This window comes from Olleya sp. Hel_I_94 (assembly GCF_007827365.1).
In the GTDB taxonomy this organism is placed as follows: domain Bacteria; phylum Bacteroidota; class Bacteroidia; order Flavobacteriales; family Flavobacteriaceae; genus Olleya.
In genome coordinates this window covers 2,887,225-2,903,047 of the sequence record NZ_VISI01000002.1, presented here as the reverse complement: position 1 = coordinate 2,903,047, position 15,823 = coordinate 2,887,225, and the positions used below count along the sequence as shown (strand labels likewise).

The window sequence follows — 15,823 nt, the reverse complement described above, 5'->3', positions numbered from 1 at the left end:
AATTATGCTTATATACCACCCTTTAACCGACGTTTATCACTGTATTAATAGAAACTTAATTCTATTAAATGAATTTACGGGCACTACTTTTGAAAATGACCGTTTTAGCATATACGATTACTACTTACTATTCCCGCAAGATTTACGAAAAGTATCTTTGCCTAATGATTTTAGGATGTATAAAAAAATTAAATTTCAAAATAAATACAATGAAGTAAAAAACTCTCAGACTGTATATAAAAGACTTAGAGACATTCAAAAAATTAGTGTTAATTCATTAATAACTCACGGTTTAGTTAATGCCAAATCTTATAAAGAAGCAAATTTAATAGTAGGAAATAAAACTATAACAGATATTGATTCAGATGTATTAACCGAAACTGAAACGGAGGTAGTTAACCTAATAAAAATTTACTTCAACAAGATATCACTTAGAGAATTGAAAGAAAGAACAAAACTTACAGAATATAGATATGAGCACTCTTAGACTTAATGAATTAATAATTGTCCAAGGAGATACTTATGTATACCATGAGAAATTTGATTCAAAAACAAATATAATTAGTGGTGATAATAGTACAGGTAAATCATCCATATCAAGTTTTATTTTTTTTGCCTTAGGAGGTGATTTCACTGAATGGTTACCTGAAGCCAAATCATGTGATTACGTTCTTGCAGAACTTCTTATAAATGATGTCTATGTAACAATTCGTAGAAATTTAGATAAGAATGAAAAGAAAGATGTAATGTCTAAGAGACCTATGTATATTAACATAGCGAAACTTGAAGATGCTATTAAATCTTATACTGCAGGTTGGAAAATATACCCTTACTCCAAAACAGATAAACAAGAAACATTTAGTCAGATAATATTCGACCTATTAAACTTTCCTGAGGTATCAACTGACAACCTTGAAACGGTTACTTTAAATCAAATATTAAGACTTCTATATGTTGATCAACTTAGTTCCCTAAACGCACTTATGCGGAATGAAGATTTTGATTCACCATTGGTTAGAGATGCAATAGGAAATTTATTACTAGGAACATACAGTGATGACAAATTAAAGTTTGAAAAAGAACTAAGAGAAACTAAAAAAGAATCTTCAAGTATAAAATCTCAAGTAAAAGCTTTAGAAGATGTATTTGAACATTCTTCATTTGATTTTGATTCCTCAAAAATTGTTAAAAACATTGAAGCTTTAGAAAATCAATTAGGAAAGATTAATGAGAGCCTACAGAACCCTCAGGAATTAATTGATAAGACTAAACCAAATGACACAAAAAAAGAACTTGATGTACTTCGTGTCAATCTAAAAAAATATAAAAATGATTATCAAAATATAAAGAGTAAAATAGAATATCTTGAAGCTGACTACCTCGATAGCAATGAGTTTATAAAAGTTATTGAAGACAAATTAAAAGATATTAATAAGTCAATTAGAACTAGACAATCATTTGGAAAATTAACGTTAGAATATTGCCCTTCTTGTTTAGAAAAAATAGTTGAAACTGATGATAAGCATTGCGGATTATGTAAACTTAAATTAAACGATGCAGTTAATCTAAGTCGATTCACAAGAATGAAATTAGAGTTGGAAATGCAACTTAAAGAGTCTAAGAACTTAATAAAACAAAGAGATTCTGAAATAATTTCATTGAAAGAAGAATTACGCACCATACAAAGTGGTCTAAGAAATTCGCAAAGAGAATTTGACTTATTTACTAATAAGACAAGAAGTTCGTCTAATAATTTAATAGACAAACTAATTCAAAAGAAAAGCAATCTTACCTATGAGATAATATACCAAGAAAAACAGCTTGAATTAGTATCTTCTTATGAAGAATATAGAATTCGACAAGCTCAATTACAAGCTAGGATTGAAATTTTAACCTCCGAAATCGAAAAGTTTTCTACCCTACAAAGAAGAAATGCCTCTAAAGCATACAGTAAAATAAGTGAATATGCTTTAGAGTTAATTAAAGCGGATGGAAAATATGAAGAAAAATTTATTGATGGGCGAAAGGTCACAACAAACTTTAGAGAAAATACATTCTATTTAGACGGTAGAAATAGATTCTCCGCTAGTTCAATGGTGATTTTAAAAAACTCTGTTCGATTCGCCATATTTTTTGCCTCTATAGAGTTAGACTTTTTTAGATATCCTAAATTCATCCTTTGTGACAATGTTGAAGATAAAGGAATGGTAGATAAAAGAAGTAAAAACTTTCAAAAGAAAGTAGTTGAAATAGCAGAATTGGACAAGTTTAAGGATAAAGATTTCCAAATAATTTTTACAACTTCTAAAATTTCAAAGAAATTAAATATTCCTAAATATACAGTTGGTAAATACTCTACGAAAAAATCGAAGACTTTAGATTTTAATGGTGTTAAATAAACTTATATATTTGGGTTAATAAGACGTTCTTTACATAACAATACACGATAGGCATTAGTCATCTAATAACTTGGACGAAAACTGGTAATTTTCAATCAATCAAGTAGAAAAAGATGAATTAATGCCCATGTCTCTTATGGGCATGGGCTTAGTTCGCTTTACTTGATAGGTATACCAGTACCTCGTCCAAGGAGTGGGCTTTAGTACCATGCCTTATTTGTTTAATCTTACTCATCCTTGGTACTGGGTTGAAATAATGAGATAAGCAAATGAACTACACTAAGACAAAAAGCACCAAACTCCTTATTCTAATTACTCTAACCTTACTATTAGGTTGCACTCAAACCAACAAACAGAATTATCAAACCAACAAGACATCTGGGAATAAAAATGCTATTTTTAAATATGTAAGTAGTAGTAATGACCTTGAAAATGAGGTTAAAATATTACAAACAAATAAAGAGATTAGCTATCATACATTCGACTTCAATAAAAACCTCATCACATATAAATCTAAAACTAAAAATGGTAATTGGAAAACCTTTGAATTTAGAATAAAGCAATCTAATACAAAAGAAAGCTTGCAAGGTTTAAAAGGGATGGAATTCAGTATTGATAATCCAACTTGTTTTCAAATATGGGTAAGCACAATAGGAAATATAGGATATGAATTTAACAATGGTCAAAAACTAGTTTTCTATGACGTAAAAGAGTTATAATAATGAAAACATCAAAAAAGATAACATCCATAATTATTCTAGTATCACTTATTCTAAGTTGTAATGATAAACGTAAAGAACAAACAAACCAAATACTAGAAACTGAAAAAAATAGTGATAAATCCAAAAGCACTAAAGATGGAAAATACGACTACCTACTTATTGACATTGGGGATTATGATAATGCACCAACGTTAGAAGAATTTGAATACTCCAACCATTGGAGAAAAGAAGCATATAAAGCAACTAAGAAATATATTCAAAAAGAGATAAGTAAAAAGCCAAATTGTAAAACAACTAGTCAGGGCAATTATCAGCCTTATTTACTTAGGTACTTAGGGAACTTTGGGTATTTGGTAAAAATTTATTGCGAGTTTGATTGTAATCAAAATTATAATAACCCATCATACTTTTGGGTAGAGATTAATTATAAAGGATATAATACTTGGGAAGGCAAGGTCGTAAAGCAAAAATTTGTAGATTAGTTTCGATACAAAACTAATTCAGCTTATGGTAGAATTCAAACCCTTATTTAACAAACATATTGAAGTAGATGCCCCAAACGTAACCTCTCAAATTTTACGTCATCCATTTGGGTTAAATATTTCAATTGAATTAAGCACTTTTAATCATCATCGATATGCATTTTATTCTTGGGCAAAGTGGTGTAATGAGTATAGAAAAGACAATCAAAATCTTAACTTCGATTTAGTAACTTATGACTGGCATCAAGATTTAGTCTATCCCTGTGATAAAGAAAAAGAATATTTAGAAAGCTTAGATATTTCAAATTCTTTTGAACTTTCTTTCTTTTCAACATATAGATTGAATCCATTAAATCATAATCATATAATGTCCGCAGCATACTTAAATTTAATCAACGATGTTTGGGTACTCTGTAGACAAGATACAGATTTTGGAAAGTTTGAAGATGAATATATAACTGACTACAGAGGAGAAAAACATACTATCAGAAAATTTAAAAATGTCGAAGACTTAAAAAACAAACTATTCCAAAGCAGAATAAATCATGTTTTTTTTGATATCGATTTAGATTACTTCACTATAATAAATGATGTGATAGACTTTAAAAACATCTATACTTACATGAAAGACAAGGAAATCAAAAATTTATTATCTTATGATAATGAATTGACAAGTTGGATTTTAAACCGAACCTATGGAATTACAATAGCACTAGAACCAAAATACACAGGAGGTATATCCAAATCAATGAAATACTTATCTTTGATTGAAAATTTATGGTTTAACAGACCAATTGGTAATTGGGATGTAGAATGGAAACATTTAAAATAAAAAAAATATGGCATTAAGCAAAGAATATACATATTGGCACTTAACTCAAAACGGATGGGTTTCTGGTGATTCAAAAACAGATTTCAATAGATGGTCTATAACAGCACCTGATGACACTGTTTTAACAGTTGTTTATCATGAGAAAGTTACTCATAGATTAGATGGCTTACATACATCAATCGAAAGAGTTTCTAAAATAGACAATAAAGAACTAGTCCAATCATTAGAAAAGAAACACCCTTTTAAGGGTTACATCAAAGTTTATGAATAATCGCAGATATTAGCACTTAAAACATTACTTTCAGTCACGAATATGTCAGATTCTAAATGATAACACTCCAAAACATCAGTATTTACAATAGATACAACCAGTCAGTTCCATTCTTTCCACAAATGAGACCTGAGAAAAAAGCAGTTCCAATGACAGAGGACGAAAAAGCACTATTCGCATTAGTAAAAGCAAGTAGCCCAATAGACCTTAATACACTTAAAGAACAATCTGGTTTAAGTAACAAAAAGTGGGACAAAACTATCAAAGGATTAACCAAATTAGGTGTCGCTAAAGTCAATAAAACAGACGATGGATTATTTATTGAAACTATATAAATACAGCATTACAAAACACCACTTTTAAATATATAAAAAGGAATTACATACATGTAATTCCTTTTTTTTATTCCCAACATTTAAACTTACAGACATTATAATTGGTTCATTTTCTTTATTTTCACGATTCAAAACCACTAACAATGAATAAATTAACCACATTAGTACTAACACTATTACTTTGTTTTTCCTGTAGCAAAAATGAAGATGTTGACACCATAGATATACCAGTAACGACTACTCCACGACCTATTGCACAATTATTACCTAACCTATCACAACTTAATCTTTTTGAAGGACCACTTAAAGATTTAACACCATCTCCTTATAGTTTTACATACACTTTAAACACACCACTTTTTACAGATTATGCACATAAAGCACGTTTTATTGTATTGCCTGAAGGCGAAACATTAGCAGCTGTAGGCAATGGAATGCCAGAGTTTCCAGACAACTCGATAATAGTAAAGTCTTTTTATTACAATTTAGATGAAAATGATTTAAGCCAAGGCAGAAAAATTATCGAAACCAGGTTACTAATAAAACAAAACGGAACATGGATCGCTGGCGATTACCACTGGAACGAAGCACAAACCGAAGCAGTTTTAGAAAACAACGCTGCAACAGTACCAGTGTCTTTTATTGATAAAAATGGAACAACTGTAGCAGTAAATTATCAAATTCCATCAAACTTAGACTGTGTAACCTGCCATTCAAACAATGACCAAGTAAAACCATTAGGACCCAAATTACGCTCCATTAATTACAATAATCAACTACAAAACCTAATAAACAACAATCAAATTACTGGTATATCAGATATTTCCACAATAACAACTTTACCAAATTGGGAAGATGATGCCACCTACTCCTTACAAGATCGTGCTAGAGCATATTTAGATGTTAATTGTGCCTCTTGTCACCAACCAGGAGGTTATTGCGATGTACAAACCACTTTAGATTTGAGATATGAAACCCTTTTTGAAAACACATCCATATTAGAAAAAAAAGGTGAAATAAATTCTAGAATGGTCAACTATCAAGAATTGTTTAGCATGCCATTATTGGGCACTACCTTTGTCCATACAGAAGGCTATTTCTTGATTAAATCCTATTTAAACACATTGTAATTAACTGTCGACCAATCTTTTTAAACTGTTAATTAAAGATTAAAAAAACTAAGGCGTTTAAACCATTCTCAAATTTGCACGTCTTAGTAGTATAACAATTTAAAAAACAAAAAAAGATGAAAAGATTAGTAATACTAGCATTAGCTTTAATAACATTTCAAGCAAATGCACAAGACAACAAAAAAGAAAAGCGTCAAGAAAATAAAAAAGAACGTTTAGAGCAACGCCAAAACTTAGACCCTCAAGATATGGCACAGTTACAAACAAAAAAAATGACGTTACATTTAGATTTAACAGAAGCCCAACAACAAAAAGTGATGGCTTTAAATTTAGAAAGTGCTAAAAAACGTAAAGAAAACTTTGATAAGCGCTTAGCTGAAAAAGATAATAAAGAGCGTGTAAAACCTACTAAAGAAGAAAAGTTAGCGCGCATGAATGCTAAATTAGATGCACAAATTGAAGCTAAGAAAAAAATGAAAACAATCCTTACTGCTGAGCAATACACTAAGTGGGAAAAATCTTTATCAAAAAGAGAACATGGACGTAAGCACATGAAAAAGGGTTCAAAAAACAAAAAAGATCATAAAAAAGAGGATAAATCTGACAATTAAATCTATGATTTAGTATCAAATATTAACTTTTAAAGGTAAAAAAGCACTGATTGTCTATTCAGTGCTTTTTTATTTGTAATTATTAATCAAATAGTGTTACTTTGAGAGTATAATTAATTAACACTTACACAATGAAAAAAATAATTACACTTTGTCTTTTCGTTTTTGGTTTAACACTAGCAACAACAACTGCTAATGCACAACAAAAATTTAGTGCAGAAATAAATAATGCAGCACAAGCAAAAACTGCAGAAATTGGAAGACTTGTTAAAGCTTATGAGCCAACTCAGGAATTAATGTTTGTTGCTTATCAAGAATTTTACTCAAAATCGGAAACATTAAACAACTCATTTGAAGTTGGTACAAGTGAATATAATACGTTTAGCAAAAAAATTAACGAGCGTTTATCACTTCAACTTAAAGAAATTTTAAATGACGAACAGTACACTAAATTTTTAGAGTTGTCCAATTAATAAAACCACAGAGTAGTAATACACTTATATAAAAAAAGCCGATTATAAAATAATCGGCTTTTTTATGTTTTATAGTTATTGCTTAATGCTGTTAACTAAATACTGCTTTACATGCTGCAATAGTTTTATCTAAATCTTCATAAGATAAAGCATCATTTAAAAACCAACTTTCAAAAGCACTTGGTGCCAAATAAATACCTTGGTTAAGCATGCCATGAAAAAAGGTTTTAAACGTGTCGTTATTTCCTTTAGCAGATGTTTCAAAATCTACAACCTCATCTTCACAAAAGTGAACAGATATCATAGAGCCAACTCTGTTTATTGTATGAGTAATGTTTAATTCTGTTAAAACGGTTGCAATACCTTTATGTAAATAGGCTGTTTTTTTTGCTAAACTTTCAAAAACATCACCAGAATTCAACTCGGTTAACATAGCTAATCCTGCTGCCATAGCTAATGGATTACCACTTAATGTTCCGGCTTGATACACTGGACCTAAAGGTGCTAAATGATTCATTATTTCAGCTCTAGCTGCAAAAGCACCAACAGGCAATCCTCCACCTATCACTTTACCAAAACACACAATATCTGCTTTAATACCTAGTAATTCTTGTGCACCACCTTTGGCTAATCTAAAGCCAGTCATAACCTCGTCAAAAACTAACAGTATGTTATTAGCATCACAAAGGTCACGTAAACCTTCTAAAAACCCAGCTTTTGGAGGAATACAACCCATATTTCCAGCAACAGGCTCGATAATTATACAAGCTATTTCGTTTTTATTGGCATTAATTAAAGCTTCGACATTAGCCAAATCATTATACTTTGCTAATAAGGTATCTTTTGCTGTACCTTGGGTAACTCCAGGACTATTAGGTGATCCAAAAGTTACTGCTCCACTTCCTGCTTGAATTAAAAATGAGTCTGAATGACCATGATAACAACCAGCAAATTTGATTATTTTGTCTTTGTTTGTATATCCTCTAGCCAATCTAACAGCACTCATACAGGCTTCTGTCCCAGAATTAACAAAACGTATTTTGTCAATATTTGGTACCATTGACACAGCTAACTCTGCAATTTGAGTTTCAATTTGAGTTGGCATTCCAAAGGATGTTCCTTTTTTTGCTTTATCAATAACTGCATCTACCACTGGTTTGTGTGCATGACCTAAAATCATTGGTCCCCAAGATGCGATGTAATCTATTAATTTGTTATCATCTTCATCATATAAATAAGCACCTTTAGCTTCTTTAACAAAAATAGGTGTTCCTCCTACTGCTTTAAATGCTCTTACAGGTGAGTTTACTCCTCCTGGTATTACTTGCTCTGCTTCTGCAAACAAAGCACTACTACGTTTATAAATCATAGACTTTAAAAATCTTTTGGAATTGGTTTTACAAATAACACTTGACCTACAAATAGGTTATCGCCTTCTAAACTATTTAAAGACTTAATAGTATCTATAGTTAGGTTATATTTTTTTGATATCGAATATAATGTATCGCCTTTTACAACAGTATGCTTGTCGTTTGCTACATTTTGCTTACCTAAAACTACAGCATCAAAACGATATAATTGATAACGCTCTATTAGGCTTATTAATTTATCTGGATATTTTCTGTCTGTAGCATAACCTGCTGCTCTAAGCTCTCTGGCCCAACCTTTATAATCATCTTTTTCTAGCGTAAATAGTTTTGAATACCGTTTACGTTCTGTCAAAAATAGTGAATGATCTCTAAACGAGTATTTAGAGTTTTTGTACTTACGAAAACACTCTTGAGAGGCATCATCATCATGATAAATTTTTGCACCTGTCCACTCATGGCATTTAATTCCAAAGTGATTATTAGCTTCTACAGACAAACGTCCTTGTCCAGAAGCAGACTCTAATATTCCTTGTGCTAAAGTAATACTTGCAGGTATATTATAATTACGCATTTCGTCTTGAGCTATATCACTATAAATTGCAATATATTCGTCCGTTTTACTAGCATATACTTCAGGTGTTTCTTTTATTGGAGTGGCTACTACAATAACATCATCCTTGGTGTCTTTTTTAGTATCCTTTTTATTTCGTACAACCCTAACGGTTTTTTGTCTACCTTTTTTTGTAGTCACTTTTTTTGAAGAGCCACAACTTACAATTAATAAAGTAAGACAAAGCATGGTAATTATTTTTTTCATCAATTATAAAATTAACTGTTGTTGTTTTTGTTTTAATCTTTTATTCATACCTACAATACCTTGCAAACCTCCAGTATGAATCACTAATATTTCAGAATTTGGCTTAAAATAATCACGTTTAATTAAATCGTAAATACCAAACATCATTTTTCCGGTGTAAACAGGATCTAATGCAATATTATTTTGCTTTTTAAAGCTATTAATAAACGTTACTAATTCTGTGTTTATTTTAGCATAACCACCAAAATGGTAATCTGTCATTAATTGCCAATTATCTTGTTTTGCAAATTTACTAATATCTTCTTTTAAAAAGTCACCTTTTAAAGCTGAAAAACCTAAAACTTTTTGTGCTGTGTTTGAATTATTAATCAAGCCTGATAAGGTACCTCCTGTTCCTACGGAAGCACATATGTAATTAAATTTACGGTCTGTTTCCGTCAAAATTTCTTCGCATCCTTTTACAGCCAAATCATTGGTTCCGCCTTCAGGAATTAAATAAAAGTCACCAAATTCTTTTTTAATTTTTTCGTAAAACGACTGTGTTCCTTTTAGTCTAAATGCTTCACGACTTATAAATTTAAATTGCATACCACAAGACTGTGCAAACTTTAGAGTTGGGCTATCCAAGACCTTGTCGTTAAGCTCTTCACCTCTAATAATTCCAATTGTTTTTAAGCCATAAACACGTCCAGCTTCTGCTACTGCTGCAATATGATTAGAAAATGCACCACCAAAAGTCAGTAAAGTATCCTGATTAAGCGTTTCCGCGAAAGCGATATTATATTTTAATTTTCTATATTTATTACCAGATATAATTGGATGAATTAAATCCTCTCGCTTTATATATAAAGAAACAGAACTTTTAAATGGAAGTTCTATTTTTTGATTAACACTAAGTTCTGGTTTAAATTTCATGCTTGCTAAGATACTTTAAAAATTGCCAAAAACGTCTAGTTTTTAGATACTCAAGATTTAGGTCATTACAATAGGCTTCTCTTTCAAAGCTTATATTTTTGTAAGCTAAATACCAATTTTTATGTTGGATATACCTAAAAACAAACTCTAAACCATACCAGATATAAAACGGTACTATTAATAACTCTAATTGCTGTTTTAAGTGAATTTTTTCGTGATTGACCAAGGTCTCACTCTGTTTTAAAACTTTAGATTTTAAAAATATAAACGGAAAAACAGTCATACCTGTATAACCTTTAGGTACTAAATATTTAGATACTATTATCATGATTACTGTCTTTCAAAATATATTCCAATTTACGTTATCTTTGTGATATGAAGAAGATAATTCCAGTTGAAGAAGGCGATTTTTACCTTACACCTGAAGGTTACCGCTGTTTTACAGAACAGTACCATTTAAAACGTGGTTATTGCTGCCAAAGCGGTTGCAGGCATTGTCCATATGGATTTAATGCAAAAACTAACGCAATAAAAAACAAGTAAAGTTACTAACTACTATGACATTTAAAGAGCAAATATTACAAGGGATTCCTGATAATTTACCCAAAGTAAAACCTTTTGATCCCTCCATAAATCACGCACCTAAACGAAAAGCAATATTAAGTAGTGAAGAGACAAAATTAGCTTTACGAAATGCCTTGCGTTATTTTGACAAAAAACATCACGAAACACTATTACCTGAGTTTAAAGCAGAGCTAGATACTTATGGTCGTATTTATATGTATAGATTTAGACCAGACTATAAGATGTATGCTAGACCAATATCTGAATATCCTGCACAATCCAAACAAGCTGCTGCTATAATGTTAATGATTCAAAATAATTTGGATTATGCAGTTGCACAACATCCACATGAGTTAATTACTTATGGTGGTAATGGTGGTGTATTTTCCAATTGGGCACAATATTGCTTAACCATGAAATATTTGGCAGAGATGAATGATGAGCAAACTTTAGTCATGTACTCTGGTCATCCAATGGGATTATTCCCCAGTCACAAAGAAGCACCAAGAGTTGTAGTTACTAACGGAATGATGATACCTAACTACTCGAAACCAGATGATTGGGAAAAATTTAATGCCTTAGGTGTTACGCAATATGGTCAAATGACTGCTGGAAGCTATATGTATATTGGTCCACAAGGTATTGTGCATGGTACCACTATTACAGTTTTAAACGGATTTAGAAAAATTAAAAAAGAGCCTAAAGGTAATTTATTTGTAACCTCAGGACTTGGCGGAATGTCTGGCGCACAACCCAAAGCTGGTAACATTGCTGGCTGCATTACTGTTTGTGCAGAAGTCAATCCAAAAATTACACAAGTACGTTTAGATCAAGGTTGGATTGATGAAAAGATTACAGATTTAGACCAATTAGTCTCTCGTGTTAATAAGGCTAAAGCCGAAAAAGAAACCATTTCTATTGCTTATTTAGGAAATATTGTAGAGGTCTGGGAAAAATTTGATGAAGCTAATATACATATTGATTTAGGTAGTGATCAAACCTCATTACATAACCCTTGGGCTGGAGGCTACTATCCTGTAGGTATTACTTTTGACGAAGCTAATACTATGATGGCCAATCAACCTGAGTTGTTTAAAGAAAAAGTACAGGATACATTGCGTCGTCATGCTGACGCAATAAATAAACACACCGCAAAAGGCACTTACTTTTTTGACTACGGAAATGCCTTTTTACTAGAAGCATCAAGAGCAGGAGCAGATATTATGGCTAAAAACGGTATTGATTTTAAATACCCTAGTTATGTACAAGATATTATGGGTCCTATGTGTTTTGATTATGGTTTTGGCCCATTTAGATGGGTTTGCGCGTCAGGTAATCCTAAAGATTTAGCAAAAACGGACGCTATAGCTTGTCAAGTTTTAGAAGACATAAAGCAACATTCGCCAGAACAAATACAACAGCAAATGGCTGATAATATCCAATGGATAAAAGGTGCACAACAAAATAAACTTGTAGTAGGATCACAAGCAAGAATATTATATGCAGATGCAGAAGGTCGCATGAAAATCGCTGAAGCTTTTAATCAAGCCATAGCAAATGGAGAGATTGATACCGTTATATTAGGTCGTGATCATCACGATGTTTCTGGTACAGATAGTCCGTATAGAGAAACCTCAAACATTTATGATGGTTCACGCTTTACTGCAGACATGGCTATACACAATGTTATTGGAGATAGCTTTAGAGGTGCTACTTGGGTTAGTATCCATAATGGTGGTGGAGTCGGTTGGGGAGAAGTAATTAATGGTGGATTTGGTATGGTTCTTGATGGTAGTATAGAAGCATCAAAAAGATTAAAACAAATGTTGTTTTGGGACGTAAATAACGGAATATCAAGACGTAGTTGGGCTAGAAATGACGAAGCTATTTTTGCTATTAAGCGCGCAATGGATATTGAACCTAATTTAAAAGTAACTTTACCTAATCTTGTTGATGATGCTTTATTAAATTAAGTTAAACTATAAATATTATCGCCATGAACAAAACATTACGAATTTTACCAGCATTGCTATTACTTATAGCATTTACTTCATGTAGCTCAGTAAAAGTAGCAGCAGATTATGATAAAGCTGTAGATTTTAACAACTACAAAACTTTTGCTTTTTTTAAATCAGGAATTGATAAAGCCGAAATTAATGATATTGACAAACGTCGCATCCTTAGAGCTATTGAGTCTGAGTTACTAGCTAAAGGGTATACTAAATCTGAAAAACCAGACCTACTAGTTAGTATTTTTACTAAATCCAATCAACGTGTTGATGTTTACAACAACAATTGGGGAGTTGGTGCTTGGGGTTGGGGTGGTCCTCGTTGGGGATGGGGTTGGAATATGCAACCTACAGTCTCTACTACTACTCAAGGTGTTTTGTATGTTGACTTAATTGACGCTAATAAAAAAGAATTAGTTTGGCAAGGTCAAGGTACTGGATACTTATCTAAAAATGTAGATAAAAAAGAGGAACGCATTAAAGAGTTTGTAACTAAGATTATGGAAAAATATCCTCCAGGAATGGAACAATAGTAATAGTTTAAAATTTAAAAAAGCGACTACTTATTTAAAGTAGTCGCTTTTTTTATGCTAGAATTTAATATTAGCCTTTTTATGAATTTTAATTATCTCATTGGATAATTCCAAATAAGGTTTGGTAACCCATCCTTTTTTTGATAATTGTCTATGAAGCGTAATAAACTTAAAATAATTTGTATAAGTTAATGCTGGATCAAAACTAATAAAAGCAAAATCTTTTGTATTTATGATTTCAATAAACTGAGCGTTATCGGTTATTTTAATAATATTCTTTCCATATTTTAAACCACTGTTAGATAACACAAACTTATTATAAGTTTTCCCTTCTAAAACCTCATCAATAACTTCTTGTTGATTAGTATAAATTCTATAACCTAACTCGAACATTTCATCAACAGGTGGTGGAGGTGGTGGCGGAAACATTAAAAACGAATCTGAATCTTCTTTACTGAGTTTAGCTATACTATCGTTATAGCGCTTATTTTTAGTTTCTTCTTTTTTAGTAAGCACCTTTTTTAGATCTTCTATATGAAAAAAGGACTGATGATTCTTTATTGAGAAACCAGATACTATATCTTTATCTTTTATGGTATTAGTTTTAAAAACTAAATTATAAAAATTGGCAGAAGCTAATTCGGTTTTAATTTTATCTACAATAGTGTATTTAACAGATTGATCAATATATAAGAATATTATTACTTGAAATTTTTGTAACTCCTCTAATTGACTTCTATTATACGCTAAGGTTTTAGCCAAATCAGATAATGCAATCGCTTCGTCTTCTAGATAAATGGATTCATTTTTATCTACATAAATACTGTAGATTGGTGTAATACTACTTTTAGATATACTAATTGCATCTTCGCCTTTAGGCAACTGTATGGATTGTATTTGTGCGTTTAAACCAAACACGCAAAACCATATCATACCTATTGTTATTTTTAATCTCATAATTATTGTATTAAATCTTTTGGATAATATGGATTGTCTCTAAAACTACTATCATCTAGTCCTTTAATTTTCACTATTGCTGCTGCAGGAAAACACCAGTAGCCATAGTAAACATTAAACTTATTAGTATGTGGACTATATAAATTATGTTTATTTATTAAATTAAGCCACTCGCTTTCTAAAAACATTTTCAACAAAACTTCCGCTTCTTCATTATTAGAAGCATTTATGATTTGTTTAATTGTTAAGAATGGGTCTTTAAACCCAGAGAATTCTTTAAAATTAGTATCAGTAATAGGCTCTTTATCTTTTAATTTGCTTCTTAAGAAAAAATCATATGTAAAATCCCTAATTTCATCTTTTTCTATAAAATCATTTATTAATTGAAACTGTACGTCATCTACGTTTAGTAAATATCCAATAGATAACATATTTAACATGAAGACATGATAGGATAATGCGTATTGTTTTAAATAAATGACTTTATTTTTTTCTAAATAATATAAAATATTCTGATGACGTTCAGACCAATATTCAGTCATTAAATTTACTATGTTTTCAAAAACAGAATACACCTCTTTATTAAACATGTCATCGCCTCTAGAATATTTAGCAAAAATAATTCTTAAATATTTTTTAGTCATATGCATCTTAACAGATGCTATTCTATCAGATTTAACCAAATGATTTTTTAATTTTTCAATTAAAGCTTCTTGAGTGTTATAAAGTGTATTTATATAATCATTAAAATACGCTTTGTCTTTATATTTATCTCTCATTCAATTTATTTTTAATGATCCCACGGTCCTATTGGTTGTCCTATTCTATTATCATATCCGACACTAAAAAATGAATTCAATTTTTAATTTTCTATTACACTTTTATTTTCACCATAAGGCATAATACATAATCTATCAGATTTAGGATTCTTATACCTTAAAAAAATATTAATATCATTTCTATCTTTGAATTTACTATAATTATTAACACCTATTTGCTTTAGTAATAAAATAGAATGATCTAATAAAATATTAACTACAACAAATAAGGTTTAGCATGACCATTGTCCACCAACCACTGATTTAGTTCTAATCCGTCATCTAATATAATATTAGCTAAATAACGTCCATATTTACCTTGCTTATCTTTATAGGATCGAATAGTAACTTCTTTATCCAATATCATGCTTCTAACAATATCTCTAACCTTCCTACCTTCTTCTTTCTCTGCTCCTCTCATTTCCGGTGTGTCAATCCCGTACAGACGTAATTTCATTTCTTGAGAATGTAGAAACCCTAAATCTACAACTGCTGTTACGGTGTCACCATCGTAAACTGCTATTATTTTTGCTTTGTATGTGTACATAATATTATTTTATAATGCTAAATATACAAAATAAAAAA

The 15,823-nt window shown here is 30.7% G+C and carries 20 protein-coding genes; 13 read left to right on the top strand and 7 right to left on the bottom strand.

All coding sequences use genetic code 11. The features are described 5' to 3' along the window. Positions 1-4 precede the first annotated feature (4 nt). The 10 genes from JM82_RS16105 to JM82_RS16060 all read left to right on the top strand — a co-directional run bounded on the left by JM82_RS16105 (position 5) and on the right by JM82_RS16060 (position 7,255). Positions 5-487, top strand: a complete 483-nt coding sequence (locus tag JM82_RS16105; protein WP_145006480.1) for an ABC-three component system middle component 5 — start codon at positions 5-7, stop codon at positions 485-487. Further along, positions 474-2,399 carry an AAA family ATPase gene (locus tag JM82_RS16100; RefSeq protein WP_145006478.1) on the top strand — a complete coding sequence of 642 codons (1,926 nt, stop codon included), beginning with the start codon at positions 474-476 and terminating at the stop codon, positions 2,397-2,399. Before JM82_RS16105 ends, JM82_RS16100 begins: the two co-directional genes overlap by 14 nt. Positions 2,400-2,668: 269 nt before the next feature. Next, complete coding sequence (locus JM82_RS16095) at positions 2,669-3,118, top strand: hypothetical protein (RefSeq protein ID WP_145006473.1); 450 nt, start codon at positions 2,669-2,671, stop codon at positions 3,116-3,118. Between the two features lie 2 nt (positions 3,119-3,120). After that, the gene (locus tag JM82_RS16090; protein WP_145006470.1) at positions 3,121-3,603 is read left to right on the top strand and encodes a hypothetical protein; all 483 of its coding nucleotides are present in this window, start codon (positions 3,121-3,123) and stop codon (positions 3,601-3,603) included. Positions 3,604-3,628: 25 nt separating this feature from the next. Beyond that, positions 3,629-4,435, top strand: coding sequence for a hypothetical protein (locus tag JM82_RS16085; RefSeq protein ID WP_145006467.1), 807 nt, complete (start codon positions 3,629-3,631; stop codon positions 4,433-4,435). Positions 4,436-4,442: 7 nt separating this feature from the next. Continuing rightward, the gene (locus tag JM82_RS16080; protein WP_145006464.1) at positions 4,443-4,706 is read left to right on the top strand and encodes a hypothetical protein; all 264 of its coding nucleotides are present in this window, start codon (positions 4,443-4,445) and stop codon (positions 4,704-4,706) included. Positions 4,707-4,828: 122 nt separating this feature from the next. Further along, entirely contained in the window at positions 4,829-5,041 is a 213-nt protein-coding gene (locus JM82_RS16075; RefSeq protein WP_409994628.1) for a hypothetical protein, read from the top strand. 143 nt (positions 5,042-5,184) lie between these two features. After that, positions 5,185-6,171, top strand: a complete 987-nt coding sequence (locus tag JM82_RS16070; RefSeq protein ID WP_261375472.1) for a hypothetical protein — start codon at positions 5,185-5,187, stop codon at positions 6,169-6,171. A gap of 116 nt (positions 6,172-6,287) precedes the next feature. Continuing rightward, the gene (locus JM82_RS16065; protein ID WP_145006460.1) at positions 6,288-6,782 is read left to right on the top strand and encodes a hypothetical protein; all 495 of its coding nucleotides are present in this window, start codon (positions 6,288-6,290) and stop codon (positions 6,780-6,782) included. Positions 6,783-6,913: 131 nt separating this feature from the next. Next, a complete protein-coding gene (locus tag JM82_RS16060) occupies positions 6,914-7,255 on the top strand; it encodes a hypothetical protein (protein WP_145006457.1) in 342 nt (113 codons plus the stop codon). Between the two features lie 91 nt (positions 7,256-7,346). On the opposite strand, the gene hemL is transcribed toward JM82_RS16060, so the two are convergent. From hemL to JM82_RS16040, 4 genes are read right to left on the bottom strand one after another with little or no spacing between them, the layout of a single operon-like run. Next, positions 7,347-8,624, bottom strand: coding sequence for a glutamate-1-semialdehyde 2,1-aminomutase (gene hemL, locus JM82_RS16055; protein WP_145006454.1), 1,278 nt, complete (start codon positions 8,622-8,624; stop codon positions 7,347-7,349). 5 nt (positions 8,625-8,629) lie between these two features. After that, positions 8,630-9,442: a glucosaminidase domain-containing protein gene (locus JM82_RS16050; RefSeq protein WP_145006451.1), complete on the bottom strand. Its 813-nt coding sequence runs from the start codon at positions 9,440-9,442 to the stop codon at positions 8,630-8,632. A 3-nt stretch (positions 9,443-9,445) separates the two neighbouring features. Continuing rightward, positions 9,446-10,357, bottom strand: coding sequence for a 1-aminocyclopropane-1-carboxylate deaminase/D-cysteine desulfhydrase (locus tag JM82_RS16045; RefSeq protein WP_145006448.1), 912 nt, complete (start codon positions 10,355-10,357; stop codon positions 9,446-9,448). Further along, positions 10,347-10,685: a hypothetical protein gene (locus JM82_RS16040; RefSeq protein WP_145006445.1), complete on the bottom strand. Its 339-nt coding sequence runs from the start codon at positions 10,683-10,685 to the stop codon at positions 10,347-10,349. Before JM82_RS16040 ends, JM82_RS16045 begins: the two co-directional genes overlap by 11 nt. Before the next feature lie 47 nt (positions 10,686-10,732). On the opposite strand from JM82_RS16040, the gene JM82_RS16450 reads away from it, so the two are divergent. Genes JM82_RS16450 through JM82_RS16030 form a run of 3 tightly spaced genes read left to right on the top strand, consistent with a single transcriptional unit; the run spans position 10,733 to position 13,463 of the window. Beyond that, positions 10,733-10,900: a DUF5522 domain-containing protein gene (locus tag JM82_RS16450; RefSeq protein WP_186439235.1), complete on the top strand. Its 168-nt coding sequence runs from the start codon at positions 10,733-10,735 to the stop codon at positions 10,898-10,900. 14 nt (positions 10,901-10,914) lie between these two features. Continuing rightward, positions 10,915-12,894 carry a urocanate hydratase gene (locus JM82_RS16035; protein WP_145006442.1) on the top strand — a complete coding sequence of 660 codons (1,980 nt, stop codon included), beginning with the start codon at positions 10,915-10,917 and terminating at the stop codon, positions 12,892-12,894. A 23-nt stretch (positions 12,895-12,917) separates the two neighbouring features. Further along, positions 12,918-13,463 (top strand): DUF4136 domain-containing protein, encoded by a 546-nt coding sequence (locus JM82_RS16030; RefSeq protein WP_145006439.1) that lies wholly within the window; start codon positions 12,918-12,920, stop codon positions 13,461-13,463. 57 nt (positions 13,464-13,520) lie between these two features. Here JM82_RS16030 and JM82_RS16025 read toward each other — a convergent pair whose 3' ends face one another. The 3 genes from JM82_RS16025 to JM82_RS16015 form a co-directional block, all read right to left on the bottom strand. Further along, complete coding sequence (locus JM82_RS16025; protein WP_145006436.1) at positions 13,521-14,420, bottom strand: ExbD/TolR family protein; 900 nt, start codon at positions 14,418-14,420, stop codon at positions 13,521-13,523. Between the two features lie 2 nt (positions 14,421-14,422). Further along, positions 14,423-15,199, bottom strand: coding sequence for a PoNe immunity protein domain-containing protein (locus JM82_RS16020; protein WP_145006433.1), 777 nt, complete (start codon positions 15,197-15,199; stop codon positions 14,423-14,425). A 256-nt stretch (positions 15,200-15,455) separates the two neighbouring features. Further along, the gene (locus tag JM82_RS16015; protein ID WP_145006430.1) at positions 15,456-15,785 is read right to left on the bottom strand and encodes a thermonuclease family protein; all 330 of its coding nucleotides are present in this window, start codon (positions 15,783-15,785) and stop codon (positions 15,456-15,458) included. Positions 15,786-15,823: the final 38 nt, after the last annotated feature.

Excerpts from the sequence above, each read along its gene's own strand:
- JM82_RS16105 (WP_145006480.1), top strand. The coding sequence starts at position 5 with ATGCTTATATACCACCCTTTAACCGACGTTTATCACTGTATTAATAGA.
- JM82_RS16100 (WP_145006478.1), top strand. The coding sequence starts at position 474 with ATGAGCACTCTTAGACTTAATGAATTAATAATTGTCCAAGGAGATACT.
- JM82_RS16095 (WP_145006473.1), top strand. The coding sequence starts at position 2,669 with ATGAACTACACTAAGACAAAAAGCACCAAACTCCTTATTCTAATTACT.
- JM82_RS16090 (WP_145006470.1), top strand. The coding sequence starts at position 3,121 with ATGAAAACATCAAAAAAGATAACATCCATAATTATTCTAGTATCACTT.
- JM82_RS16085 (WP_145006467.1), top strand. The coding sequence starts at position 3,629 with ATGGTAGAATTCAAACCCTTATTTAACAAACATATTGAAGTAGATGCC.
- JM82_RS16080 (WP_145006464.1), top strand. The coding sequence starts at position 4,443 with ATGGCATTAAGCAAAGAATATACATATTGGCACTTAACTCAAAACGGA.
- JM82_RS16075 (WP_409994628.1), top strand. The coding sequence starts at position 4,829 with ATGAGACCTGAGAAAAAAGCAGTTCCAATGACAGAGGACGAAAAAGCA.
- JM82_RS16070 (WP_261375472.1), top strand. The coding sequence starts at position 5,185 with ATGAATAAATTAACCACATTAGTACTAACACTATTACTTTGTTTTTCC.
- JM82_RS16065 (WP_145006460.1), top strand. The coding sequence starts at position 6,288 with ATGAAAAGATTAGTAATACTAGCATTAGCTTTAATAACATTTCAAGCA.
- JM82_RS16060 (WP_145006457.1), top strand. The coding sequence starts at position 6,914 with ATGAAAAAAATAATTACACTTTGTCTTTTCGTTTTTGGTTTAACACTA.
- hemL (WP_145006454.1), bottom strand. The coding sequence starts at position 8,624 with ATGATTTATAAACGTAGTAGTGCTTTGTTTGCAGAAGCAGAGCAAGTA.
- JM82_RS16050 (WP_145006451.1), bottom strand. The coding sequence starts at position 9,442 with ATGAAAAAAATAATTACCATGCTTTGTCTTACTTTATTAATTGTAAGT.
- JM82_RS16045 (WP_145006448.1), bottom strand. The coding sequence starts at position 10,357 with ATGAAATTTAAACCAGAACTTAGTGTTAATCAAAAAATAGAACTTCCA.
- JM82_RS16040 (WP_145006445.1), bottom strand. The coding sequence starts at position 10,685 with ATGATAATAGTATCTAAATATTTAGTACCTAAAGGTTATACAGGTATG.
- JM82_RS16450 (WP_186439235.1), top strand. The coding sequence starts at position 10,733 with ATGAAGAAGATAATTCCAGTTGAAGAAGGCGATTTTTACCTTACACCT.
- JM82_RS16035 (WP_145006442.1), top strand. The coding sequence starts at position 10,915 with ATGACATTTAAAGAGCAAATATTACAAGGGATTCCTGATAATTTACCC.
- JM82_RS16030 (WP_145006439.1), top strand. The coding sequence starts at position 12,918 with ATGAACAAAACATTACGAATTTTACCAGCATTGCTATTACTTATAGCA.
- JM82_RS16025 (WP_145006436.1), bottom strand. The coding sequence starts at position 14,420 with ATGAGATTAAAAATAACAATAGGTATGATATGGTTTTGCGTGTTTGGT.
- JM82_RS16020 (WP_145006433.1), bottom strand. The coding sequence starts at position 15,199 with ATGAGAGATAAATATAAAGACAAAGCGTATTTTAATGATTATATAAAT.
- JM82_RS16015 (WP_145006430.1), bottom strand. The coding sequence starts at position 15,785 with ATGTACACATACAAAGCAAAAATAATAGCAGTTTACGATGGTGACACC.